The following is a 25,401-nucleotide window of genomic DNA, read 5'->3' as shown; positions in this document are numbered from 1 at the left end:
TGGAGGACGGATCGTGAGCGAACAGGTGACGCATCCCGTCGCGCTCGCCGAGGATCCCGGCGTCGCGGCCATCCAGCAGTTGGTCGACACGGTCGCGGGCGAGGCTTTCGGGCTGGCGACGCGGATCGCGGACGAGGTGACAGCGGTATTCGACCGGCAGGCAGCGGTACGGCGTACTGATCTGGCCGGGGTCGGCGCGTCGGTACTGCCGAGCCTGGCCGACCCGGAAGGGCGGATCCAGGGCGCCGGGTATGTCGCCGCGGTTGATGCGCTGGCCGATTCGCGGTGGTGGCTCGAGTGGTTCATGCTGCGCAACGGCTCCCCCGAGCGCTTGGTCGTCGACACCGATCCGCGCGGCGAGAACTTCTACGACTACGAATCCCTGCCCTGGTACGACGTGCCGCGCGGCACCGGCCGCCGGCACATCACCGGCCCGTACGTCGACTACCTCTGCACCGACGACTACACCCTCACCTTCACCGTCCCAGTGCTCGTCGACGGCCGGTTCACCGGTGTGGCGGGCGCGGACCTCAAGGTCTTCGCGTTCGAGAAGGCGGTCCTGCCCCGGCTGCGCGCCAGCCATCGCACGATGGCGATCGTCAACGCCCAAGGCCGGGTCGTCCTCTCCAACAGCGCCCGCCACGTCAGCGGCACTCTCCTGCGCAGTCCGGACACCACCTCCTACCCGATCGGCGACCTGCCCCTGGCACTGGTCGACCTACCGGTCAGGAAAAGCTGACCGAATAACTGTTGGTGGTGAAATTCAGGCCGCCACTGGACGAGGTGATCTCGAAGCCGAATTGCACCTCGTTCATCGTCGCGTCACCGATCCAGCCGCGGTTCTTGATCCAGTTCATCACCGCTTTGATGTCGACACTGCCGGAATTGGTGTTGCCGGACCGGAGGAACGAGAAGACCTGGTTGGACCCGTTGCTGCCTTTGTAGACGTCCCAGCTGTGCCCGCCGACGCTGACACTGGTCTGATAGCTGCCGATCGGCCCGACCGCACCCTGCTTGTTCATCCAGAGCATGATCTCGTAGGCGTTCCCGCCGGCCCAGATGTCGTACGCCGAGGTGTAGGCCCCGCTGCCCGGCCGGCTCACGTTGAAGCTGCTGGTCAGGCTGCCCAGCGCACTGATCTTCTTGCCGACGTTGCGGGCCGAGTGCGGGTAGGCCTTGACCCCGCCGGTGTTCGGGTGATCGGCCCAGACACCCCAGTTGGAGTAGGAGTTCGCCCAGATCGACTGCGATCCGGCACCACCGCCCCAGACGTCGTTCCGCACCGTATAGCCGCCGTTCGACCAGCTGCCGAACTTGTCGCTCGACGACCAGGCGGCCGCACTGGCCGGCAGCGCCGACAGTGCCGTGACCGCGAGCAGCGTCACCAGCGCCACCACCGCCGACCTCATCGATCTACTCATCATCATCCCTTTCCAAAAGGCAGGGGAACTGATCTTCCGGCCGCCGAGTCGAATTCGAATCGAATTCGACGAATTCATTCAATTCAATTCCAGCGGCGATTGCGAGAACTATCCCAGCGCTTATGGCACAGGTCAACGGTCATTTCGCTCTTGACAAAGCAGGCCCACCACTCGACCCTGTATCTGAGAAATCGAAGCGCTTCGACCTCGAAGCCCGGACCCCGGAGGCAGCCATCGTCACGATCGCCGACGTCGCGCGGCACGCAGGCGTCGCGGCCAGCACGGTGTCGTATGTCCTCAGCGGCAAGCGGTCGATCTCCAGCGAGACCCGCGACCGGGTCCAGGACAGCGTCCGGGCGCTCGGCTACCGGCCGAACGCGAGTGCCCGGGCGCTCGCCTCGAACCGGTCGAACGTACTCGCCCTGGTGATTCCCCTCCGAGCCGGCATGCACGTGCCGGTGCTGATGCAGTTCGCCACCGCCGTGGTCACCACCGCCCGCCGGTACGACCACGACGTCCTGCTGCTGACCGCCGACGAAGGCCGCTCGGGACTCGAGCGGGTCTCGCAGAGTGCGCTCGTCGACGCCCTGGTGGTGATGGACGTGGAGTTGCACGACGAACGCGTCCCGCTGCTGCGCGAGCTGCCGATGCCGTCGGTGCTGATCGGGATCCCCGCCGACACCGACGGCCTCACCTGTATCGACCTCGACTTCTTCGCCGCCGCCGAGCAGTGTGTGGAGCACCTGACTGATCTCGGCCATCGCAGCATCGCCTTGCTGGGCACGCCTTCTGCGGTCTACGAGCGACAGACGGGCTTCGCCGCGCGGACCCTGGCCGGGTTCCAGTCCGCGACCGAGCGGCGGGGCATCGTCGGCATCGAGACGCCCTGCGAGCCCACCTTCGACGCTGTGCTCGACACCGTCGAAGACCTGCTCCACGAGCACCCCGGGATCACCGGCCTGGTCGTCCAGAACGAGCCGATCATTGGACCGCTGCTCGACGTACTGCGCCTGCTCGGCCGTCGGGTGCCCGAGGACATGTCGCTGATGGCGATCTGCGCCGACGACGTGGCCGAGCGGCACGTGCCCAACCTGTCCTCCGTCACGCTGCCCGCCGACGACATCGGCCAGCGGGCGGTCGAGATGCTGATCGCCAAGCTCGAAGGCAGCCAGACCGCGGCAGTGACGCTGGTACCCGCGCAGCTCGTCGCCCGCGCGAGCACCAGCGCCGCCCCCGGTGTTCATGCCCGTACCACCGCCTGACCCCCGGCAGCGAGCCTCAACGGGCTCACCACCTGGGTGCCGGACAGCAACTCATAGCCCTCGATCGGCAACTCGACCGCCACCGCCGAGTGGTTGATCAGAATCGTCCAGGCGCTCTCGCCGGTCCGGCGGCGGACCAGCTCCACCCCGGCGGGCAGCTCTGGTGGGTCGATCCCTGCGTCCCGAACCACCTGCTCCACAAGGGATTCATAGGCCGCGTCCTCGAGCTGGGTCGACACGTACCAGGCGACGCCTTCGCCGTACTCGTTCCTGGTGATCGCCGGCGAACCGTCGAGCACACCGCCGGAGTACCGGTCGACTGCCTCGGCGCCGGCCAGGTCGACCTGCTCGCTCCACACCCGGCCCCGGCCACCGGAACGAAGCCCGACCTCGTCGACCGGGTAGAACTCCTCGACCCTGATACCGAGTACCTCACTGAACGCCCCCGGGTAGCCACCGAGCCGGACCTGCGCGTCCTCGTTCACGATGCCGCTGAAGTAGGTGACAAGCAGCCGCCCGCCGCCCTCGACATAGCGGGCGATCGATGCCGCGGCCCGATCCGAGACGAGATAGAGACTGGGCACGACCACCAACCGGTACGCCGAAAGGTCGGCGTCCGGGGCGGCCAGGTCGACGCCGATCCCAGCAGCCCAGAACCGCCGATGCGCTGCTTTCACGGCCGCGAGGTAGTCCAGGTCGGACGAAGGCAGATGAGTCGACTGCATGGCCCACCACGCTTCGGCGTCCCACAGGATCGCGACGTCGGCCTCCACCGCGCTGCCCTCGAGTTCAGCGAGTCGCGGTAACGAGGCGCCGAACTCGGCGAGCTCGGCGAACCTCCGTGACTCGGCGCCCGCATGCGGCACCATCGCCGAGTGGAACATCTCCGCCCCACCTCGCGAAGCGCGCCACTGGAAGAACAAGGCACCACGCGACCCGCGGGCCAGATGGGACAGCGAGTGCCGCGCCATCCGGCCGGGCTCCTTCGTGTGCAGCCGGTGGCCGTCGTTCAGGGTGCCGGCTGCCTGCTCCATCAACAGCCAGGAGCGCCCACCTGCCCACGAGCGGGCCAGGTCCGCGCCGAAAGCGGTCTGCTCCTCAGCGCCGATCCCTGCGCTGCCGGGATAGTGGTCGATCGCGACCAGATCCACCTCTGCGGCCCAGCGAGCATGGTTGACCGGCACCCAGTCGCCGAAGACGAAATTGGTGGTGATCGGCAGGTCCCGGCCGAAGGACCGCAGAATCGTCTTCTGCTCCCGGAAGGCGCTCAGCAGTTCGTCGGACCAGAACCGCCGGAAGTCCAGCGCCTGGGTCGGATTCACCAGGTACTGCGTTGCGCGCGGCGGCTGGATCTCGTCCCACCTGGCGTACCCCTGACTCCAGAAGGCGGTGGTCCAAGCTGCGTTCAGCCGATCCAGGTCGCCGTACCGGTCCTGCAACCACAAGCGGAACGCGGCCGCGGCGTGGTCGCAGTAGCAGGTGGTCCCGTACTCGTTGTGGACATGCCACATCGCCAGCGCCGGATGCTCCGAGTACCGCTCCGCCAGCACTCGAGCGATCCCGGCCGCCGCCTCCCGGTACGCCGGTGCACAGGCGCAGTACGTGTCCCTGCTGCCGTGCGTCAGCCTGGTGCCATCGGCCCTCACCGGCAGGGCGTCGGGATGCCGCAGACTGAACCACGGTGGCGGGGAGGCTGTCGGAGTGGCCAGGTCGACCTGGATCCCACCGTCGTGCAGCAGGTCCAGCACCTGGTCGAGCCAGCCGAACTCGTACCGCCCCGGCTCGGGCTCGAGGCTGGACCAGGCGAAGACGCCGACCGTCACCAGGTTTACGCCGGCTCGGCGCATCAGGGCGATGTCTTCCTTCCAGACCTCTGGTGACCATTGCTCGGGGTTGTAGTCCCCACCGAAGTAGAGCGCCGTCATACAGGTTCTCCATAAGGGACGCCGAGTCCGTTGGTGGACAGGTAGACGCGCCCGAACACTCGCGGGTCGCCGGCGATCGCGTCGTTGGTGGACGCGTACTGGTGCCGGTCGTCGTTCACCCGCACCCAACTGCCGCCGCTGTCGTCGGACCGGAAGATGCCGTGAACGCCGCCGACCTTGCCGGAGGTGAAGACGGCCATCTCCGACCTGCCCCGCGCCGCCTTGCCGAATCCCACCGTCAGGGCCTCCTCGATCGTCGTCAGCCGTTGATAGCTGAGCCCTTGGTCCACCGAGCGGTACAGTCCGCTCGCGCCGGCCGCGAGCCAGCAGTGTCCACTCCGGTCCAGCACGGTCTCGAGCTTGCCACCGCCGACCGGCAAACCCGTTGCCGACGGCAAGAAAGTCACGCCGCCGTCAAGACTCCGGTACGCCGTACCGGTGGCACCGTCGAAGGCGTAGAACAACCCCGGGCTCACCCGGTCCGCGACCAGCGCCACCTGGTTGGGCAACCCGGTCACCGCGGTCCAGGTCGCGCCACGGTCACGCGAGTAGTGTGGCGGCACGTCACCGGGCACCCAGACGATCGTGCGTGCGTCCGTACCGACGACGATCTTGCCGGGCTGGGTGGAACCACTGGGCTCCCCGGCGAACGGCTGCCAACTGATCCCCGCATCGGTGGAGTAGGCCCCGCGTTGCAGGCTGCCGCCGTACGCGACCCTGACCACGAATCCCTCGGCCTTCGCCGCGTAGTCGACACTCGGCGAGGAACCGCTGACCGGATTGGCAGCTTGTCCATCCGGCGGTACCACGTCCAGCCGGTCGTGCCGGTAGACACCGATGTCGCCGAGTGCGCTGATCAAGGGCGGTCCCCAGGGCGGGCTGATGAGGTCGAGTACGGCCGTCTCCTCCAAACCCTGCGCCCGGACCGACCAGTGTGTGCTGAGACCGGCCTCGGCGTTCGTCACGTCGTCGGTGCCGAAGATGGTGGCGCCGGTGACGTACATGACCTTGTCCGAGTCGAACGGGTCGATCGAGATGTCCCCGATCATCCAGCCCAGCTTGGGCGTCCCGTGGAAGTTCAGGAACGGCGCGCCCGAGGTGTCCAGGACGATCTTGGCGCCGATCGAGTGCCACACCGCTCCCCCGTCGACCGACCGGAAGATGTCGTCCACCGGACCCCAACGGCTCATCGTGGACACCATCACAGTGCCGGGGTTTCGCGGGTCGATCGCCAACCCCGCATAGCCGAAGCCGGCCTCACCGCCGGTGTTGGGTCGCAGCGGGGTGATGTCGGTCCAGACACCTGTCGCCGTGTCGACCTTGTGGACGCCGCCGTCGTACATCTCGTACGGCCCGGGCAGGTCGCCATAGGTCAGGTAGAGGTTTCCGTCCGGCGCCAGCTCACCATGGTGGGGCAGCAAGCCGGTCGGTTGCCCCGGTACCGGCGACCAGCTCGCACCACCGTCCGTGCTGCGCCACAAGGGATTCGCCCGATCGGTCGAACCCACGTAGATGGTCCGCGTCGGACGGCCACGCCGGGACGTCCGCGGGTCGAAGAGGACGAAGCCGAGCCCGATCCCCGCCATACCGGTCGTCGGGAAGCTGTCGACCCGGACCCACGTCAAGCCTCGGTCGGTACTTCGCCACAGGCCCTGGTTGCGCGTACCGAAGTACAGGACTCGGCCGTCGTGCGGGTCGACTGCGAGCCGCTCGCCCATCGAGCGGCCGGGCTCGTTCCCGCCGAGCTTGAACGGTAGGTCGATCCGCTGGAACGTCCGCCCCTGGTCGGACGATCGCAGGATGGCCCCGTTGATCGGCGACCAGTCGTTGGTATAGGTGCCGACGGCAAGATAAAGCCGCGACGGGTCGTGCGGGTCGAGGGCCAGGCTCTCGACGCCGGTGAGGCTCCAGTCCTCGAGCCCGACCCACTCGAGCAACTGGACCCAGCGCCGGGTCCGCTGATCCAGCCTGGCGGCGCCACCGATGTCGGTCCGGGCGTAGACCAATCCGCGCCGGCGAGGGTGATGGATGATGCCGGTGACGAAGCCGCCGCCCACGATCTCGACGTTGCGCCAGCGGTACCGCCCGGACGGCCCCCGTCCTGCCGCCGCCGACTGCGGCAACGCTGCTGCGGCGACCGCCGCACCGGCGCCCAGCCCGAGGAAATGCCTGCGCTGAAGCGTCATCTTGTCCTCATCCCTTGACCGCGCCGATGATGACGCCCTTGGTGAAGTGCTTCTGGATGAACGGGTAGATCACCAGCACCGGCACGATCGCGATCACGACGATCGCCATCTTGATCGCCAGGCTCGGCGCCGGCGACAGGCCCAGCCCGGTCGACGAGGTGACCCCGCCCGCTCCGGTCGGCAGCACCTGTGCCTGCACGATGTAGGTCCGGAGCACCATCTGCAGCGGCCACTTGTTGTTGTCGTTGAGGTAGAGCATCGCGTTGAAGAAGGCGTTCCAGTAGCCGACCGCGTAGAACAGCCCGACCACGGCGACCACCGCCCGCGACAACGGCAGCACGATCCGGGTCAGCACGGCGAACTCACCGGCGCCGTCGATCCGGGCGCTGTCGATCAGTTCGCCCGGGATGCCCATGAAGAAGGACCGCATGACGATCAGGTTGAACGCCGACACCGCCGTCGGCAGGATCAGTGAGCCGTAGCTGTCGATGAGCCCCAGCGAGTTGACCACCAGGTAGCTGGGGATGATCCCCGGCCCGAACAGGAAGGTCAGCAGGACGACGAACAGCAACGGCCGGTGCAGCAGCGATCCGGGACGCGACAGCCCGTACGCCGCGAGCACGGTGATCGCCAGGCTGAAGAACGTACCGATGGCCGTGATCCCGGTACTGATCAGCAGGGCTCTGGTGACCACGCCTCCGGACAGCAGTTGCACGTAGGCGGCGATCGTGAGCTCGCGCGGTACCACGACCAGGCCACCGGCCCGGGTGACTGCTTCGGTCGTGGACAGGCTCGTCACCACGACGACGTACAGGGGGAAGGCGACCAGCAGGACGACGATCCCCAGGACGACCGGTTTGCTCAGCCGGCCGAAGAAGGTGGGTTCCTCCTCCCAGACCGGGCGGCCGGTTTCCTCGTCCGGGCGGCGCTTGGCGAGCCGGCGCGGCAAGGCGACAGGTTGAGTCGTCATGATCTGGAATACACCCCCTGCTCGCCCACAAGATGAGCGAATCGGTTGGCCAGCAGGACCAGGACGAGTCCGACCAGTCCCTTGAAGAGGCCCGCTGCGGCGCCGTAGCCGAAGTCACCGACGAGCAGGCCCTGGTAGTACACGTAGGTGTCGAGCACTTCGGCGGCGCCTCCACCGACCGCGCTGCGTTGCAGGATGAACTGCTCGAAGCCGACCGTCAGTGCGTCGCCGAGCCGAAGGATGAGCAGCAGCACGATCACCGGTCGCAGCCCGGGCAAGGTGATGTGCCAGAGCCTGCGCCAGCGGTTGGCGCCGTCGGCGGCGGCCGCTTCGTACAGCGCGGGGTTGATCGTGCTCAGCGCGGCGAGGAACACGATCATTCCCCAGCCGGCGTCCTTCCAGATCGACTGCGCGGTCACCAGGACGATGAAGCTGTCGGGTTTCGTCATCAGGTCGACGGCGTTGTAGCCGTGCGACCGCAGCGTCTGCGCGAGCAGTCCGGCGCCACCGATCATCTGCTGGAACAGCGAGACCACCAGCACCCAGGAGAAGAAGTGCGGCAGATAGACGATGCCCTGGACGATGGTCCGCAGCCGGACCGACAGCACGCTGTTGAGCAGCAAGGCCAAGAAGATCGGGATCGGGAAGTAGAAGACCAGCTGGAAGGCCGTGATCGACAACGTGTTCAGCAGCGCCGACCAGAACGCGGGCTCGGAGAACATCCGGCTGAAGTTGGCGAAGCCGACGAACTCGCTGCCCCGGATTCCGGTGTACGGCGAGTAGTCCTGGAAGGCGATCACGTTGCCGAGCGTCGGGAAGTAGTGGAAGACCCCGAGCAGCACGATCACCGGCGCGACCATCAGCAGCAGCGGCCAGTCCCGCCGGAACCGGTGCCGCCAGCTCGCCCCGCCCGGCTTTCTCGCCGTGCTCTTGCGACGGGAAAGCCGGGCCGCCGGACGCGGCGGACTACCGACCGTTGTCACTGAGCACCTTGGCGTAGAAATCGCGCCCTTCGTCGCCGCCCTTGGTCTGCCACTCCTTGACCGCGACCTTGAGCTCGCTGATCGGCCGGCGGCCCCGGTAGATGTCCTGCAGCTTGTCGTCGAACGGCTGGTTCAGCGCTGCCATCTTGGTCGGCTGCTCGACCCGGATGCCCTCGAACAGGTTCTTCTCGCGGTGCTTGGCCGCGTTGTTCTCCCAGGCGCTGAGCGCCTCGACGTAACCGGGGTACTCGCTCTGGGTGATCGCGTTCGGCCGGCCGCCGAGGAAGATGTACGTGCTGGCCACCTCCTTCTGACCCAGCGCGGTCAGCTTGGGCGCCCCGGAACTCTGCCGGGTGTAGTGCTTGCCCTCGACCCCGTAGTTGTAGAGCTGGTTCTCCTCGGTGCCGAACGGCGCGGCCGTGTAGTTCAGAACGCCGAGCAGCTCGGCGATCCGGTCCTTGCCCAGGCCCTTCTTCATGAACGTGAAGATGCCGGCCGGATCGCCGCTCCAGACGATCGGCGTTCCACCGTCGTGGGCGAACGGCGCGACCGCCTGCATGTCGAACTTCGGGTTGATCGCCGACTGCCGCTGCAGCGACTCGTTCCAGGCACCGAGGCCGTCCTGGCGGATCACCAGCTGACCGCCCTCGAACAGCGGCTTCTGATCGGTCGCCGCGTTGCCGACGACCGTCGGGTGCACGTAGCCCAGTTGGAAGATCTTGCGGACGAAGGCGACCGCCTCCTCGAACTCCGGCGTCTCCACCTTGTTCACCAGCTTGCCGCTCGAGTCCTTGCGCCAGCCTCCCGGCACCCCGAAGGCCCGCTGGACCTCGTCGGTGATGGAGCCGAACGCCCACCGGTTGGCCTTCGCATCGGTCAACTGCTTGCCCAGGGCAAGCAGATCGTCGGCGGTCTTCGGCGGTGCGGCGCCGACCTGGTCGAAGATGTCCTTGCGGTAGAACAGCGCCCACGGGAAGCCGTCGGACGGGAACGGGACCGCCTTCAGCTGGGAGTTCCAGACGCCGTACGCCCAGGCCCTGGTCGGCAGGTTCGCGAGCATCGGGTACGCCGCCGCCTTGTCACCAGCAAGGTAGGGAGTCAGATCCTCGAACAGCTTGTCCACCGCCTGCCCGAACCGGGTCAGGCCGGAGATGTTCCAGCCGGGCACGCAGAGCAGCTCCGGGACGTTGCCGGAGGCCAGCAGCGGGCCGAGCTTGTCGCCGTAGTCGTTGCCGCTCAGGATGTTGAACCGGACCGGCGCCCCGATCCGCTCGTTGTTCGCGTCGAAGTACGAGTTGCTGCCGAGCCCGGGCGGCAACGGCGCCCACAGCGGGGTCATCGCCGACACCTCCTTGCCGCTCTTCACCGCCTTGTCCGGCACCGCCCGGACCAGTTCGGCCGGGTACTTCGTGAACCCGGGCGAGGCGCCGTTCTCGCCGGGCAGGTCGGGCTTGACCGAGTCGTAGGCGATGAATTTCGGCAGCAAACCGCTGAGCTTGTCCTCGGTCTCTGCCCGGCCGTTCGCCGAACTGCCGGATCCGCCGGACGAGCAGCCGGTCAGCGTCACCCCACCGGCCGCGACCGCGGTGCCGGCGCCGAGCAGGGACAGGAAAGTACGGCGGTTGGTCGAGCCGCTCCCGGATCCGATCACGATGAATTCTCCTTGCGACTGGGAACGGGAGGCCGTCCCGGAGTAGAGTTAGTTGGGCTAGTAGCCAAACAAATTAGCTCACGACGGATACCGCCACAAGGTGTAGAACTAAGCCAGGGCGATGCCGCCCCAGCCGAGCCGAACAGGACAGACCTTGACGAATCAGACCGCGGACCACACCGACGTCCGGGCCGCCAACCTGGCTGTCGTGCTCGGATTCCTGCGCGCCAACTCCCCCTGTTCGCGCGCGGCCATCGCGGCCGGCACCGGCCTGAACAAGGCGACCGTGACCAGCATCGTCGGCGACCTGATCGACCGGCGGCTGGCTCGGGAGACGCAGCAGACCCAGAACCACGTCGGCCGGCCGGCCACCCTGCTGGTCCTCGACGGATCGGCCTACGCCGCGATCGGGATGGAGATCAGCTCCCGCGGCCTGACGGCGATCGCGTACGACTCGGCCGGTGGGCAGCTGCTGCGCTGGCACCGGACCGGTCCGGCAGCCGACGCGGGCCCGGCCAAGGCCGTCGCCGCGCTGGCCGCGCTGGCCCGGCGAGCGATCGCCGCCGTGCACGCGTCCGGACGCGATGTCCTCGGCCTCACGGTCGGAGTGCCCGGCCTGGTCAACCGCGACGGTGTCGTCGTCCTGGCCGCCGGTCTCGGCTGGCGTGATCTCGAGCTGCGCAAGGATCTGGTGGCGGCACTCGGCCGGCCTGCCTTCCCCGTGCTGGTCGAGAACGACGCCAACCTCGGCGCCCTGGCCGAGCATCGCTACGGGCCGTACGCCGGCAGCGCCAACCTCATCCTGCTGTCCGGGGAGACCGGGGTGGGCGCCGGAGTGATCTGCGACGGGCGGCCCCTGCGCGGCAACCTCGGGTACGTCGGCGAGATCGGGCACCTGCGCGTGAGGCCGGACGGACCGCTGTGTGGCTGCGGCCGGCACGGTTGCCTCGAGGCCGTGGCAGGCATCCCGGCGATCCTCGCCCGGCTCGATCCGGGCGAGCTGCCCGACGCCGACCCGCAGGCACGGACAGAGCAGCTGGTCCGGCGGGCCGAGGCCGGCGAGACGGCCACGATCGACACTCTGACCGAGGCGGGAACGCTGCTCGGCCAGAGCGTCTGCGGGCTGGCCAACATCCTCAACCCGGAGCTCGTCATCCTCGGCGGCTCCTACGCCGCACTCGGCCGCTGGCTGGTACCGGCGGTCGAGAAGGAGCTGATCGACGGCACGCTGGCCCCCGAGGCGGGCGGCTGCCAGGTGGTCGCGTCGACCTTCGGCCACGAGGCGACGTCGATCGGCGCCGTCGCCCGCTCCCTCGACCAGCTCGACTCCGGTCGGCTCCCCGCCAGCCCCGCCAACTAAACCTGCCGCGCAGCGGTCGACCTGTGGTCCATCCCGGCTGAGATCTTGACCGTCCGCGTGGAGGGTGCAACCCTCTGTGTCAATCCATCGAAGCGCTTCGATGTCCAGTCGGAGCCGGCCAGGCGTTCGACGCATTGTCGAAGCGCTTCGACACCACTCCCGTCGGCAGACGGCCGAACGCATCCCGGAGCCCGATCCCGATGAGCAATCCGCCGCCACGCTCACCCCTTCCGCCGTTCCGCGACCCGGCCAGGAAGCTGCCGGAGCGGATCGGCGATCTGCTCGACCGGCTGAGTCCGGCCGAGAAGCTCGGTCTGCTGCACCAGCATCAGGCGGCCGTCCCACGGCTGGGGCTCGCCTCCTTCCGAACCGGTACGGAGGCCCTGCACGGGGTTGCCTGGCTCGGCCCGGCGACGGTCTTCCCGCAGGCCGTCGGTCTGGCTGCCAGCTGGAATCCCGAACTGGTCCGCGCTGTCGGCTCGGCAGTCGGCGACGAGGTCCGCAGCTTCCACCACAAGGATCCGGCCGGCGTCGGCCTGAACGTCTGGGCTCCGGTCGTGAATCCGTTGCGCGACCCACGCTGGGGGCGCAACGAGGAGGGCTACTCGGAGGATCCTTGGCTCACCGGCGTACTGGCCATCGCTTACGGGCGGGGGCTGACCGGTGACGTCGAGGGGACGCTGAAGACCGCGCCGACGCTCAAGCATTTCCTTGCCTACAACAACGAGACGGACCGCTGTACGACCTCGAGCAACCTGCCGCCGCGGGTTCTGCACGACTACGAACTGCCGGCCTTCCGCGCGCCGATCGAGGCCGGCGCAGCGGTCGCGATGATGCCGTCGTACAACCTGGTGAACGGCCGCCCGGCGCACCTGAGCCCGCTGATCAACGAGTTGGTCCGGACCTGGACCGAGGACGACCTCCTGGTCGTCAGCGACGCCGGCGCCCCCGCGAACCTGGTCGAGCTGCAGCAGTACTTCGGCGACAAGGCGTCGGCGTACGCCGCGATGCTCAGGGCAGGCGTCGACAGCATCACGCAGGACGACAACGACGCGGGTCCGTCGATCCAGCTGCTGACCGATGCACTGGCCCAAGGCAAGTTGAGCGAAGCCGACGTCGACCTGGCGGTCCGGCACGCGCTGGCGATCCGGTTCCGGCTCGGCGAGTTCGATCCGATCGAGCTGAATCCGTACGGCTCCCCCGCTGCGGACGTCGTCGGCTGTCCGGCGCACCGCCAACTGGCCCAGAATGCTGCCAGGCAGTCCATCGTGCTGCTCAAGCACGAGTGCCAGGTACTGCCGTTGAGTGCTGAGACCACCCGGCGGGTCGCGGTCGTCGGACCGCTCGCGGACACGCTGCACGAGGACTGGTACTCGGGCACGCTGCCCTACCAGGTCACGGCCCGCGCCGGCCTGGTCGAGCGGCTCGGCTCCGACGCGGTCGGCTACTGCGAAGGCGTCGACCGGGTCGAACTGCGGACCAGCGCCGGCTGCCTCGGCGCCGGTCAGGACAAGTCGGTCAGGGTCGGCGATACCGGTGCATTCGACCTCTTCGACTGGGGTGGTGGGGCCTGGACGCTGCGATCGGTCGAGACCGGCTGCTACGTCACGGTGACCGACACCGGCACCCTCGTAGCCGATCACCCTGGTCCGAGCACCTGGGAGGTCAAGGAGACGTTCGAACTCCTTCCCGCCGGCGAGAGCACCTCCGTCCTCCGGCATCGCAACAGCGGTCGCTTCGTCGAGCTGGCGGCCGACGGGTCGGCCATGGCGACCGCCGACGGGCCGGCTTCGGCGACCGCCGATGGGCCGGCTTCGGCAACTGCGTTCGAGGTCGTCACGCTCGTCGACGGCGCTGCCCGGGCCGCTGAGCTGGCGGCTGCGGCGGACGTCGCCATCGTTGTCGTGGGCAACCACCCACTGGTGAACGGCCGGGAGACCGAGGATCGGGCCGAGCTGGACCTGCCGGCCGCCCAGGACCGGCTGGTCCGCGCCGTGCACGCGGCCAACCCGCGAACGGTGCTGGTCATGTCGAGCAGCTACCCGTTCTCGGTCGAGTGGGCGGATCAGCACCTGCCCGCGCTGCTCTGGTCGGCGCACGGCGGGCAGGAGTACGGCCGGGCGCTGGCGGACGTGCTGTTCGGCGACTCCGACCCGACCGGCCGGCTGCCACAGACCTGGTACCGATCGGCTGCCGACCTGCCGGATCTGTTCGACTACGACATCGTCGCCACCGACTCGACGTACCTGTACTTCCGCGGCCGCCCGCTCTATCCGTTCGGGCACGGCCTGAGCTACACGACCTTCACGTACTCCGGGCTGCGCTTGGACTCGGCCTCCGTACCGGCCGACGGTGAACTTCTGGTGAGCCTCACCGTCAAGAACTCCGGCGCCCGCGCCGGCCGCGAGGTCGTCCAGCTCTACACCCATCAGCAACGGTCCCGCGCTAAGCAGCCCCTGCGCCAACTGCGCGACTTCCAGCAGGTCTCGCTGGCCGCCGGGGAGAGCGTCGAGGTGCAGTTCCGGCTCCAGGCCACCGACCTCGGCTTCTGGGACGTCTCCCGGAACCGGCGCTGCGTGGAGACGGCCCGGCACAGCGTGCTGATCGGGAGGTCCGCAACGGACACCCGGCTCACCGCGTCATTCGATGTCCTCGGAGAGTCGATCCCGCCGCGCGCGATCTTCAGCGCACCGGTCGCGGCGACGGCCTTCGACGAGTACTGCTCGATGACGATGACCGACACCACACCGGAGTACGGCGATGCCGTGCGTTCGCTGGAGGCCGGCGCCTGGCTCGCCTTCGAGGACGTGGATCTGGGCGACGGCGCCTCCCACTGCATCGCCCAGGTCGCCTCCGAACTCGAGGACGGCACGATCGAGCTGCGGCTGGACGACCCGCTGCACGGTCTGCTCCTCGGCACCGTGCAGGTTCCGCCCACCGGCGATCGCCACACCTGGGTAGACAGCGACACCCCGCTCGCTGCCGCGAGCGGGGCGCACACTCTCTATGCGGTCTTCTCAACCGCCGCCCTGGCGCTCGAGAGCCTCACCTTCGAACGGTGACGGTGAACCGCTCGCAAGTCCCCTCGACGACCCGGGCGGTCGCCTCGCCACCGGTCAGGGTCAGCTCGATCACCGCGTCCGTCTCCCCGTTCGGCCCGGGGAGACGGACGCGAGTCGTTTGCCCTTCGGTGGGGGTGTACCAGCGCAGCTCGACACCGTCGGCCCAGTCGTAGTCCGGGCGGTCGTCGACGGCACCGATCGCGATGACGGCGCCCTCACGGACCAGTACCGGCAAGCTGTCGAAGCCGTGCGTCTGGGTGACCCAGCGACTCCCGGCCAGCTGCTCGCCGGTCAGCAGATGGGTCCAGGTGCCTTCGGGCAGGTAGAAGCGGACCTCTCCGTCCTTGCTCATCACTGGCGCGACCAGCAGGTCGGGCCCGAGCATGTACTGACGCTCGAGATAGGCGACGCCGGGATCCGCCGGGAACTCCAGCACCATCGGCCGCATCATCGGCGTGCCGTCGGTGTGGGCCTCCTCGGCGACTCTCGCGAGGTAGGGCATCAGCGACATCTTCAGCTTCGTGAAACGACGGAGTACGCCGACCGCCTCCTCGTCGAACGCCCACGGCACCCGGTACGAACCCGAGCCGTGCAGTCTCGAGTGTGACGACAGCAGCCCGAACGGCACCCAGCGCTTGAAGACCGCGGCATCCGGCGTTCCCTCGAAGCCGCCGATGTCGTGACTCCAGTAGCCGAAGCCGGACGCGGCCAGCGACAGGCCGCCACGCAGCGACTCCGCCATCGCCTCGAAGGTCGACTCGCAGTCGCCGCCCCAGTGCACCGGGAACTGCTGCCCGCCGACGGTCGCGGACCGCGCGAACAAGACGGCGTCGCCAGCGCCCCGGTTGTCCTCCAGCAGCCCGAACACCGCCTTGTTGTAGAGGTACGGGTAGTAGTTGTGCATCCGTTCCGGATCGGAGCCGTCGAACCAGACCACGTCCTCGGTCGGGATCCGTTCGCCGAAGTCCGTCTTGAAACAGTCCACCCCGAGGTCGATCAGGACCTGCAGCTTGGCCCGGAACCAGGCCGTCGCCGCCGGGTTCGTGAAGTCGACGATCGCCATCCCGGCCTGCCACAGGTCCCACTGCCAGACCGAGCCGTCGGGGCGTTTGAGCAGGTAGCCGAGCTGCCGTCCCTCCTCGAACAGAGCGGACCGCTGCGCGATGTACGGGTTGATCCACAGGCTGATCCGCAGCCCGCGTTCCTTCAGCCGGCGCAGCATGCCGGCCGGATCCGGGAACGCGATCGGATCCCAGACGAAGTCGCACCAGTGGAACTGGCGCATCCAGAAGCAGTCGAAATGGAAGACGCTGAGCGGCAGGTCGCGGGACGCCATCCCGGCGACGAAACTGCTCGTCGTCTCCTCGGTGTAGTCGGTGGTGAAGGAGGTCGACAACCACAGCCCCATCGACCACGCGGGCACCCGGGCGGGACGTCCGGTCAGGGCCGTGTAGCGGCGCAGGACGTCCTTGGGCTCCGGCCCGCCGATGACGTAGTAGCTCAGCTCCTGCCCTTCGACGCTGAACTGGTTCTGGGCCACCACCTCCGAACCGACCTCGAAGGACACCTTCGCCGGGGTGTCGACCAGTACGCCGTACCCGGCACTGGTCAGGTAGAACGGGACGTTCTTGTACGCCTGCTCGCTCGACGTACCGCCGTCCGCGTTCCAGATGTCGACGACCTGGCCGTTCTTCACCAGCGGGCCGAACCGCTCGCCGAGGCCGTAGACGGTCTCGCCCACCCCGAGGGCGAGTTGCTCGTGCAGGAAATGCCGGCCGGCGGAGTCGGTGATCAGGCCGATGCTGCGTGCCGAGGAGCCGGTCAGCACCTTGCCGTCGCGCTCGAAGCGCAGATCCCAGGGACCGTCGAGCCGGAGTACCGCGGTGAGGTCGCCGCTGGTCAGCCGGGCCACCTCGTCGTCCACCTCGATCTTGACCGGATGACCGTCCTCGGCCGCCAGCGCGAACGCGGGCCGCGGCGGCACTCCCCCGCTGTGATGCTCGATCAGGACGCCGATCACGCCGGCCGCGGGCGAGCTGACGGTGACGGTGAACAGGGGCTGGTTCAGCGTGTCCCCACGGCCGACGATCAGCTTCGCGGGCGCATAGGCGACCAGTGACCGCTCAGTGGTCTCGACGCTCTCGACCGCGGCCGGGCGCAGCCGGGTCAGGCCGGGGCGAAGCTGCCAGTAGCCGTCTGTGAACTTCATCTAGTGCCTCTCTACTTGACCGCGCCGACGGTCACGCCGCGGGTCAGGGTGCGCTGGAAGATCAGGAAGAACACGACCGTCGGGAGCAGGCTGATCAGTGCCCCGGCGTTCGTGGTGGTGGCGTCCATCAGCCGGTCGCCCTGCAGTGAGGCGAGGGCGAGCGGCACGGTCTGGGTGCTGTTGTCGATCAGCATCACCAGTGGGATGAAGAACTCGTTCCAGGTCCAGATGAAGAAGAAGATCAGCAACACCGACAGCGTCGGCCGTACCGTCGGTACGACCACCCGCCACAAGGTGGTCCAGCGGCCGGCGCCGTCCAGCGCGGCAGCCTCCAGCAAGGCCTTCGGGAAGGTGCCGAGCACGGACGCCAGCAGGTACGTCCCGAAGGCGCTCTGGATCACGGTGAAGATGATGATCACGCTGAGCCGGCTGTTGTAGAGGCCGAGCGTCTTCGCCATCGAGTACAGCGGGTAGACCAGCGCCTCCTGCGGGATCATGTTCGCCAGCAGGAAGAGCGCGACGATCCACAGCCGGCCGCGGACCCGGCCGACGCCGAGCGCGTAGGCGTTCAGCAGCGACAGTACGACGCCGAGCACCGCGACCGAACCGGAGATGATGATCGAGTTGAGCAGCTTGCCCTCGAAGTGGACCTGCTGCCAATACGTCTTCAACCCGTGCAGCTGGAACGACTCCGGCCAGGCCAGCGGCCCGTTGCCCGAGTAGTCGGCGGGCGACTTGAAGGCGTTCATCACCATCACCGCGAACGGCACGAGCACCAGCGCCGCGGTGAGCACGACCAGAGCGAGTACCACCCAGCGCGCCGCACCCTGCTTGTACCTGATCATGACTCGGTCCTGCCTTGGACCTTCAGGAATCCAATGCTGACGGCAACGATCACCAAGGTCAGCGCAGTCGCCACGGCGGCGCCGTACCCGACCTGCAGTTTGTTGAAGAAGGCGTTGTAGGCGAAGTACGAAGGCACCGTGGTCGCATTGTTCGGGCCACCACGGGTGAGCGCCCAGATCGGGCCGAACACCTTCAGCGCGGCAATCGTGCAGGTCAGCGTGACCACGAAAGTCTCCGGCCGGATCTGCGGCAACGTGATCGCCTGGAACCGGCGGAACCAGCCGGCCCCGTCGATCTCCGCAGCCTCGTACAGATCGGGATCGACCCGCTGCAGCGCGGCCATGAAGATCACCACCGGGTAGCCGATCTGAACCCAGATCATCACCAGCATCACCATCGGCAACGCCGTCTTCGGATCGCCCAACCAGTCGTGCTCACCCAGGCCGATCGCTTTCCCGACGGCGTTGACGGCGCCGTCGGGCCGCAGCAGCCAGCCCCACAGGATGCCGGCCACGACGACCGGCAGTACCTGCGGCAGGTAGAAGGTGGCCCGCAGGAAGGATGCCGTCTTCTGCCCGAACCGGCGGCCGATCACGTCGAACAAGGTTGCCGACAGCACCAGTCCGATCAGCGTCGGGACCACCACCATCGCGATCACCATCGCCGCGGTGTTGCGGAACGACGTCCAGAAGACGTCGTCGTGCAGCAGCCGGTCGTAGTTGTCCAGGCCGATCCAGCGCGGATCGCCGATCCCCGACCACTTCGTCAGTGACAGGTACAGGTTGGCGCCGAACGGGACCGCGACGACGGCGGTGAAGGCGACGGCCCCGGGCAGCAGGTACCACCAGTAACCTGCCTTGCCCCTGGTCATCCGTTCTTGATTTCTTGCACACCCTGGTCGTAGGCCTTGCCGAGGTCGGCGAGCACCTGGTCAGGGTTCTTGGAGCCGTTGATCAGCGACTGGCCGCCGGCCACCAGCACGTCGTAGTACCCGGGGACCGGCCAGTCCGGGTAGAAGGCGAGGCCGTCGGACTTGGTGATCGCATCGAAGTTCGCGATCAGCTCCTTGTTCTTCGGGTCCGTCACCTGCGACAGGTCGGCCTTCACCGGGACGCCGCCGTTGTTGGCCATGATGGTCTGGATCTCCGGCCGCATGGTGATGTCGATGAAGTCGTAGGCGAGCTTCTTGTTCTTCGACTGCTCGGGGACGACCCACAGGTTGCCGGACGAGCCCGCGTTGAGCTTGTTGCCGGGGAACAGGAAGGTGCCCCACTCGAACTTCTTGATCTCGCTCGCGAACCGGCCGTACCACCACGAGCCGCTGACGATCATCGGCGTCTTGCCCGCGATGAATGCCGTCCCCATGTCCTCGGCCTTGAGGCTGGCCGACTGCTTGGAGATGTAGCCCTTCTGGACCCAGTCGCGGAAGGTGTCGGCGCCGTACTTGAGCGGGTCGGCCTTGAAGTCGACGCTGCCCTTGTACAGCTGGTAGTTGTCGACGAACGAGCGGTCGGCCTTGGAGAGTGCGAGTTCGTAGTACAGCTGACCGGCCGGGTACTCCGCGCCCGCCATCCCCAGCGGCGTGACCTTCTTGGCGACGAAGGTGTCCATCGCGGCGGTCAGCTCGTCGAGCGTCTTCGGCACGGCGACGCCGTACTGCTTGAAGAGGGCCTTGTTGTAGTAGACCATCACGTACTCGCCGTAGTTCGGGATGCCGTACCACTTGCCCGAACCCATCACGCCCTTCTCGTCGTACCGGGCGGTGGTCTGCAGGCTCGGGCTGAGCGCCTTGTCCCAGCCGCGGGTGGTGGCCTCGTCGCTCAGGTCGGTGAGCAGACCCTTGGAGCTGAGCAGGCCGGCGGTGGCGTTGCCCTTGTTGTACTCCATCAGGTCGGGCGCCTGGTCGGAGGCGAGGATCATCGACGCGTTCTGCTGGATCTGCTCGAACGCCTTGCGCTCGAACTCCACCGTGACGCCGGGGTGCTCGGTCTTGAACACCTCGATGGCCTTGTCCCAGGCCTTGCCCATCGCGCCGTTCGCGCTCTCGTAGTGCCACAGCTTGAGGGTGCCGGTATCGCTGCCGCTCGCGCTGTCGTCGCCGCTGCTGCAGCCGGCCAGGACGAGGGCGAGCGAGACGATCGCCGCCCCCACTGAGATCATGGTGCGGGGAGACCGCATGGGTGTACTCCTTTGAACGGGTGTCTGTCCGGTGGTTCCTCAGTCCGTCGTCGCGTTGCAGCGCGGCGACGGACACTCACTACTTGTTTCGTCTGGATTCGGCGGTGGTCCCCCGGACCTCCAGCACACAAGGCAACAACTCCTGGTACGTCGATGTGTCACCCTCGGCGAGACGCCGGAGCAGGACCCGGGTCGCGGCCGCGCCGACCGCCGCGCCAGGCGACGTCATCGCGGTCAGAGCAGGGCTGGCCAGATCGGCGACGGCCGCCGACGTCACCATCGACACCACCGACACGTCCCAGGGCACGTCGAGTGCCGCCTCGCGCAGCTCGGCCAGGATCCCGAGCGCCGCGTTCTCGTTCATCACCAGGACACCAGTCAGCCGCGGGCACAGCTCACGGGCGGTACCGATCGCCCGCCTGCCCCCGGTGGCGGTGTCCTCACTCGGCACCATCACGCCAGTGATCCCGTGCCGGGCCAGCGCCGCCTCGAACGCCGCGGCGGTTCTCTTCGCCGGTCCGTACCCACGGGCCAGGCTGGCTTCCGAATGGTTGACATAGGCAATCGTCCGGTGGCCGAGCCCGACCAGGTGGGCGACCGCGTCGTCGACGGTCTGCTCGAAGTCGATGTCCACGCAGGCGAGCCCGGTGGTGTCCTGCGTCCGGCCGATCAGCACGAACGACGACTCCAGCTTGCGAAGCAGCTCGACCCGCCGGTCCTCCAGCTGGACTTCCATCACCAGGAAGCCGTCGAGCAGCCGCTGGGTCGCGAGGGACTGCAGCTCGTCCGCGTCGTCGCTGCCGACGGAACACAGCATCAGGTGGTAGCCGGCCTCCCGTGCCGCCTCGGTCGCCCCCGTGACGAACGCCGTCTCGGTGGCCCCCAGCCCACGCCCGGTGAGCGGGAGCAACAGCCCGACGATGTTGCTCCGCCGGCTGGCCAGCCCGCGGGCCATCGCGTTCGGCTGATAACCCAGCTCGGCCATCGCCGCCAGCACCTTCTCGCGGGTCGCCTCCGAGATCGGCCTGGTCCCGGTCAACACATAGGACACTGTGCTGACCGACACCCCGGCCCGCCGGGCGACATCCGTCATCGTCGCCATCGCCGCTCCCGGTCATCGATCTGTCGAAACGCTTCGACGAAGCGTTTCGACAAAAGGTAGGTCAGGACCTCCCGGCCGTCAACAGGTCAGGGTTCAGGCGGGGAGACAGGTGTTCAGGTAGTCGTTGCGGAACTTGCCGTCGGGGTCGTACTTCGCGGCGAGGGCGATGAAGTCGGGGACCTTGGGGTAGCAGACGCGGAGGGTGGCGGCGTCGGCGGCGAAGACCTTGCCCCAGTGGGGGCGGGCGCCGAGTGGGAGCAGGGCTTCTTCGAGGGCGGCCACTACCGGGCGGACGGCTGTTTCGTCCTGGATCCAGGTGAAGTGGAGGGCGACAGTGTCGCGGCCTTGGCTTGGGCTGAGCCAGAGGTTGTCGGCTGCAATCGTACGGATCTCGGAGATCTGTATGACGGGGGCCATCAGCTGGCCCAGTGCCTTCAGTTCCTCGAAGGCTTGCGGAGCGGCTGCTCGCGGTACGAAGTACTCGGACTGGAGTTCCTCGCCGTTGCTGGGGGTGAATTCGAGGCGGAAGTGCGGGAGCCGTTCGTTCCACGGGCCGGCCAGGCCGCCTTGCTGGGTGGCGAAGTCGGCGGGCATCGCCTTGATCGGGTGGCGGGCTCCGTCGGCGAGCCGGGCGCCGAGCCAGGTCGGTTCGTACGGCGTATCGGCGAGCATCTTGCGCCACACCATCACGTCCGGGTCGACCCAGTCGGTGAAGGCGCTCACGCTGTAGGCGCTCGAGAAGATCTCCTCGAAGTCCGTACCGAGGCGGGCGACCGGCAGGCCGTCGTACACGACCTGGCTGATCTCGTACGTCGGTTGCGTCTCGAGCTCCAGCTCGACGGTCACCCCGAGGGCGCCGAGCGAGATGATCGAGCCGAGGAAGTCGGGGTCGTCGCGGGTGAGGGTGACGAGTTCGCCGTCGGCGGCGATGAAGGTCGTGCTGGTGACGGCGGCCGCGAGAGGGCGGTTGGTGTCGCCGGAACCGTGCGTACCGGTGGAGCACGCGCCCGCAACGGAGATGTGCGGCAGGGAGCCGAGGTTGTGCAGCGCCCGGCCCTCGTCTTGGAGGTACGCCGTCACCTCGCCGTACCGCAGGCCGGCCGCGATCGTAACGGTGTCGTCCGTCCGGTCGAGCGATGCGATCCGGGGCAGGGCAGCGACCGAGATCAGCGTGCCGGTGGTGTCCGCGATCCGGTTGAACGAATGCCCGCTGCCCAGCACGCGGACGTGATCGGACAGCCGTACCAGCTCCTGCATCTCCGCCATGGTCCGCGGCGAGCGGACCTCCGCCGAGAAGGTGATGTTGCCCGCCCAGTTCTTCGTCATGCGCCTCACGCCCTTCGCTCGTCTGTCAGCAGCCTTCCATACCGGCTCGGATAGGTTGATGCGCATGCCCTCTGAAGTCATCGCCTTGTCCCAGGAGCTGTCCGCCACCGCCGCCGAGGCCGCGCGGCTGGTCGCCGATGACCTACGGACCGCTTTCCGCGGCGGGATGGACGTCGAGTTCAAGCGCGACAAGCACGACCCGGTGACCGTGCACGACCGCCAGGCCGAGGTGGCGATCTCGGAGCTGCTCACCAAACGCTTCCCCGACAGCACCATCGTCGGCGAGGAGGACGGCGCCCACGAGGGCTCCGGCGAGATCACCTGGTACGTCGACCCGATCGACGGTACGGCGAACTTCGCCCGCGGGCTCGCCTTCTTCTGTACGTCGATCGGCGCGGTCCTCGACGGCCGGATCGTGGCCGGCGCGATCCTCGACCCGATGGCGGGCAACCTGTTCACCACCGACCTGTCCGGCGCCTGGCTGAACGGCAACATCCTCCGCTCGTCCGGTGCTCGTGAGGAGGCCGAGGCGCTCATCCTCACGAGCTACCCCAGCGCCCGCAACGTGGCCGAGGACGGCCCAGCGGGGTTGGCGGCTTTCGGTGAACTCGTCTCGGCGTACGGAACGTTGCGCCGCCCGGGCAGCGCGGCGCTGAGCCTCGCCCACGTGGCGGCAGGTTGGGTCGACGCGTCAGTCGGCTTCTCGGTCAACGCCTGGGACATCTGCGCCGGCCAGCTCCTCGTCCAGCAGGCCGGCGGAACCTATCTCCCGTTCGGCGCGTCTGGATGGAACCAGCCGCACTACGCCGCCTACACCCCGGACCTTGACCCGGCTGGTCTGAAACACTTCCTGGCCGCTGTCCAGAAGTAATCGAGAGGAACCATCTTGCGTTTCACCAAGTTCACCGCCCTCGGCCTGGCCGCAGTACTGGCCGGCGGAACCGCCGTCACGGTCGCCCTCAACGGAGCTGACAGCTCACAGGCCGCGACCCAGACCGCCAGCGTCACCGCGGCGATCAGCTGCAGCACCGCGCTCGGCGGCAGGGACTTCTACGACGGGCCGTCCGCGTCGAAGATGTACAACGACCGGTTCACGGCCAGCGCCGCTGTGCCGAACCTGAGCACCTACACGCCGCAGGGCATCGGCACCTGGTGGAACTGGGACGGCACGAAGGACCTGCTGCTCGTCACGGCCTACCGCTCGGGCGCGAACTCGCAGATCATCGGGATCGATCCGGCCACCAACAAGACGGTCGGCGTCGTCGCGATCGCCGCCACCCACGGCGGCGGGATCACCACCAGCAACGGCTGGGCCTTCGTACAGGGCAGCACCAACGGCATCCGCAAGTACAAGCTGTCCACGCTGAAGACCGCGATGAAGGCGGCCGGCACGCCGTACGTCAAGGCGGTCGGCGCGGAGCGCAAGGTCTACGGCGCGTCGTTCCTGACCAGCTACGGCGGCTACATCTGGTCGGGCAAGTTCAACGACAAGGGCCGCGACAAGATGTACCAGTACAAGATCAACAGCAACGGCTCGCTGACCACGATCAACAAGGCGTGGGAGGTGCCGACCAAGACCCAGGGCCTGCTCGTCACCGGCAGCCACTTCATCTTCAGCACCTCGTACGGCCGGACCAACCGCAGCAACCTGTACGTCGTCCGCCGCGGCCAGCCCGACCTGGACAAGGCCAAGCTGAAGTGCTTCCGCGCCCCGAGCATGTCCGAGGGCATCACCGAGTACGGCGGCCGCGCCTACCTGGTCTTCGAGTCCGGCTCCCACCTGTACGCCGGTGACCCCAAGACCCTGAACGTCATCAAGAACTTGCACAAAGCAACGATCTCCACGCTCACCAACCTCGCCTGACACCGGCTCCAAATCCCCGGCCGGCGCCAGGGCGGATGATTTGATGTCCAACTGATGATCATCTCTTTCGGCGTCGCCGGGGTCTGGTTCCTGCTGTTCGTGGTCACCTGGATCCGGGATCGGCGGGTGCTGCGTAACGGCATCTATCTCGTGCTGACCATCGGCTTCGCGGGGATCGGGACGGTGTTCGCGCTCGACGCGGTGTCGGACACCGCCGCGCGGCTGCTCGTCGTCGCGGTGCTGGTGGCGATACCGGTGATCATCTTCGTGCTGGCGATCTTCCTCACCGTCAACGGGGTGACGATGTGGAAGCGGGAGGGGCATCGGCCGGCCAACCTGCTCTCGCTGGCGGCCGGGCTGGGCATCATCGGGTTCGTCGTGTTCAACCTGATCGTGACGCAGTGGTCGTCGCCGAAGGTTGATGTGCTCCAAGCCACCCTGCTGCTCGCGCTGACCTACATCTCGTTCCTGTTCGTCTGCTTCCTGGCGTACTCGTTCGTGTACGCGAGGATCCGGGGCTCCCGCAAGGTCGACTTCATCGTCGTCCTCGGCTCGGGGCTGCGCGGCAGCCGGGTACCACCGTTGCTGGCGAGCCGTCTCGACCGGGCACAGCTCACCTGGACCCGGGCCCGCGCCAAGGGCCGCTCGCCGCTGCTGATCACCTCGGGCGGCCAGGGTCCGGGTGAGGACGTTCCGGAGTCGCATGCGATGGCGACGTACCTGGTCGATCACGGCGTACCGGCCGACCAGATCCTGCTCGAGGACCGGTCGACGTCGACCTTCGAGAACCTGACCTTCAGCCGCACGATCATGGCCGGCCTCAACCCGAAGTACCGGTGCCTGATCGTCACCAACAACTACCACGCCCTGCGCGCCGCCTTCACCGCCCGCAAGGCAAAGGTCAACGGCCAGGTGCTGGGCTCCCCCACCGCCGCCTACTTCTGGCCCAGCGCCACCATCCGCGAGTTCGCCGCCGTCCTCCTCGACCACAAATGGATCAACGGCCTCATCCTCGGCCTGATCCTGCTCAGCGGGCTGGCGAAACTGGTCTTCTGA

Annotated in this window: 19 protein-coding genes; 7 read left to right on the top strand and 12 right to left on the bottom strand. The window is 67.9% G+C overall.

Annotation, left to right across the window (positions count from 1 at the left end; genetic code table 11):
* The first annotated feature begins 13 nt into the window (after positions 1–13).
* Entirely contained in the window at positions 14–739 is a 726-nt protein-coding gene (locus tag AB0M15_RS37135) for a cache domain-containing protein (protein WP_363830085.1), read from the top strand.
* On the opposite strand, the gene AB0M15_RS37130 is transcribed toward AB0M15_RS37135, so the two are convergent.
* Complete coding sequence (locus AB0M15_RS37130; RefSeq protein ID WP_363830082.1) at positions 726–1,409, bottom strand: hypothetical protein; 684 nt, start codon at positions 1,407–1,409, stop codon at positions 726–728. The genes AB0M15_RS37135 and AB0M15_RS37130 overlap by 14 nt on opposite strands.
* A 134-nt stretch (positions 1,410–1,543) precedes the next feature.
* Here AB0M15_RS37130 and AB0M15_RS37125 point away from each other — a divergent pair, with 134 nt between their 5' ends.
* Positions 1,544–2,683, top strand: a complete 1,140-nt coding sequence (locus AB0M15_RS37125) for a LacI family DNA-binding transcriptional regulator (protein WP_363830079.1) — start codon at positions 1,544–1,546, stop codon at positions 2,681–2,683.
* On the opposite strand, the gene AB0M15_RS37120 is transcribed toward AB0M15_RS37125, so the two are convergent.
* From AB0M15_RS37120 to AB0M15_RS37100, 5 genes are read right to left on the bottom strand one after another with little or no spacing between them, the layout of a single operon-like run.
* The gene (locus AB0M15_RS37120; RefSeq protein WP_363830075.1) at positions 2,662–4,608 is read right to left on the bottom strand and encodes a beta-galactosidase; all 1,947 of its coding nucleotides are present in this window, start codon (positions 4,606–4,608) and stop codon (positions 2,662–2,664) included. The genes AB0M15_RS37125 and AB0M15_RS37120 overlap by 22 nt on opposite strands.
* Positions 4,605–6,794, bottom strand: coding sequence for a carbohydrate-binding protein (locus tag AB0M15_RS37115; protein ID WP_363830072.1), 2,190 nt, complete (start codon positions 6,792–6,794; stop codon positions 4,605–4,607). The genes AB0M15_RS37120 and AB0M15_RS37115 overlap by 4 nt, the downstream gene beginning before the upstream one ends.
* A gap of 7 nt (positions 6,795–6,801) precedes the next feature.
* Positions 6,802–7,764 carry a carbohydrate ABC transporter permease gene (locus AB0M15_RS37110; protein ID WP_363830069.1) on the bottom strand — a complete coding sequence of 321 codons (963 nt, stop codon included), beginning with the start codon at positions 7,762–7,764 and terminating at the stop codon, positions 6,802–6,804.
* On the bottom strand, positions 7,761–8,747 hold the full coding sequence (locus tag AB0M15_RS37105; RefSeq protein WP_363830066.1) for an ABC transporter permease subunit: 987 nt from the start codon (positions 8,745–8,747) through the stop codon (positions 7,761–7,763). The genes AB0M15_RS37110 and AB0M15_RS37105 overlap by 4 nt, the downstream gene beginning before the upstream one ends.
* Positions 8,731–10,398 carry an extracellular solute-binding protein gene (locus AB0M15_RS37100; RefSeq protein ID WP_363830062.1) on the bottom strand — a complete coding sequence of 556 codons (1,668 nt, stop codon included), beginning with the start codon at positions 10,396–10,398 and terminating at the stop codon, positions 8,731–8,733. The genes AB0M15_RS37105 and AB0M15_RS37100 overlap by 17 nt, the downstream gene beginning before the upstream one ends.
* 154 nt (positions 10,399–10,552) lie before the next feature.
* Here AB0M15_RS37100 and AB0M15_RS37095 point away from each other — a divergent pair, with 154 nt between their 5' ends.
* Together AB0M15_RS37095 and AB0M15_RS37090 are read left to right on the top strand one after the other, a co-directional pair.
* Positions 10,553–11,758 carry an ROK family protein gene (locus tag AB0M15_RS37095; protein WP_363830059.1) on the top strand — a complete coding sequence of 402 codons (1,206 nt, stop codon included), beginning with the start codon at positions 10,553–10,555 and terminating at the stop codon, positions 11,756–11,758.
* A 200-nt stretch (positions 11,759–11,958) separates the two neighbouring features.
* Positions 11,959–14,820, top strand: a complete 2,862-nt coding sequence (locus AB0M15_RS37090) for a glycoside hydrolase family 3 C-terminal domain-containing protein (RefSeq protein ID WP_363830057.1) — start codon at positions 11,959–11,961, stop codon at positions 14,818–14,820.
* On the opposite strand, the gene yicI is transcribed toward AB0M15_RS37090, so the two are convergent.
* From yicI to AB0M15_RS37060, 6 genes are all read right to left on the bottom strand, one after another.
* Positions 14,804–17,029: an alpha-xylosidase gene (yicI, locus tag AB0M15_RS37085; RefSeq protein ID WP_363830054.1), complete on the bottom strand. Its 2,226-nt coding sequence runs from the start codon at positions 17,027–17,029 to the stop codon at positions 14,804–14,806. The genes AB0M15_RS37090 and yicI overlap by 17 nt on opposite strands.
* Positions 17,030–17,040: 11 nt before the next feature.
* Positions 17,041–17,874: a carbohydrate ABC transporter permease gene (locus tag AB0M15_RS37080; RefSeq protein ID WP_363830051.1), complete on the bottom strand. Its 834-nt coding sequence runs from the start codon at positions 17,872–17,874 to the stop codon at positions 17,041–17,043.
* Entirely contained in the window at positions 17,871–18,746 is an 876-nt protein-coding gene (locus AB0M15_RS37075; RefSeq protein WP_363830048.1) for a sugar ABC transporter permease, read from the bottom strand. The genes AB0M15_RS37080 and AB0M15_RS37075 overlap by 4 nt, the downstream gene beginning before the upstream one ends.
* Positions 18,743–20,053 (bottom strand): extracellular solute-binding protein, encoded by a 1,311-nt coding sequence (locus tag AB0M15_RS37070; protein WP_363830044.1) that lies wholly within the window; start codon positions 20,051–20,053, stop codon positions 18,743–18,745. The genes AB0M15_RS37075 and AB0M15_RS37070 overlap by 4 nt, the downstream gene beginning before the upstream one ends.
* Before the next feature lie 79 nt (positions 20,054–20,132).
* Entirely contained in the window at positions 20,133–21,155 is a 1,023-nt protein-coding gene (locus AB0M15_RS37065; RefSeq protein WP_363830041.1) for a LacI family DNA-binding transcriptional regulator, read from the bottom strand.
* 93 nt (positions 21,156–21,248) lie between these two features.
* Positions 21,249–22,481, bottom strand: a complete 1,233-nt coding sequence (locus tag AB0M15_RS37060; RefSeq protein ID WP_363830038.1) for a D-arabinono-1,4-lactone oxidase — start codon at positions 22,479–22,481, stop codon at positions 21,249–21,251.
* A gap of 64 nt (positions 22,482–22,545) precedes the next feature.
* Between AB0M15_RS37060 and AB0M15_RS37055 the strand changes: the two genes are divergently transcribed.
* The 3 genes from AB0M15_RS37055 to AB0M15_RS37045 are packed head-to-tail and all read left to right on the top strand — an operon-like array spanning position 22,546 to position 25,401.
* A complete protein-coding gene (locus tag AB0M15_RS37055; protein ID WP_363830035.1) occupies positions 22,546–23,352 on the top strand; it encodes an inositol monophosphatase family protein in 807 nt (268 codons plus the stop codon).
* 15 nt (positions 23,353–23,367) lie between these two features.
* A complete protein-coding gene (locus AB0M15_RS37050; protein ID WP_363830031.1) occupies positions 23,368–24,345 on the top strand; it encodes a hypothetical protein in 978 nt (325 codons plus the stop codon).
* A gap of 54 nt (positions 24,346–24,399) precedes the next feature.
* Complete coding sequence (locus tag AB0M15_RS37045; protein ID WP_363830028.1) at positions 24,400–25,401, top strand: YdcF family protein; 1,002 nt, start codon at positions 24,400–24,402, stop codon at positions 25,399–25,401.

The organism is Kribbella sp. NPDC051718 (assembly GCF_040681515.1).
Classification (GTDB): Bacteria; Actinomycetota; Actinomycetes; order Propionibacteriales; family Kribbellaceae; genus Kribbella.
This window is presented reverse-complemented; position numbering and strand designations above follow the sequence as displayed.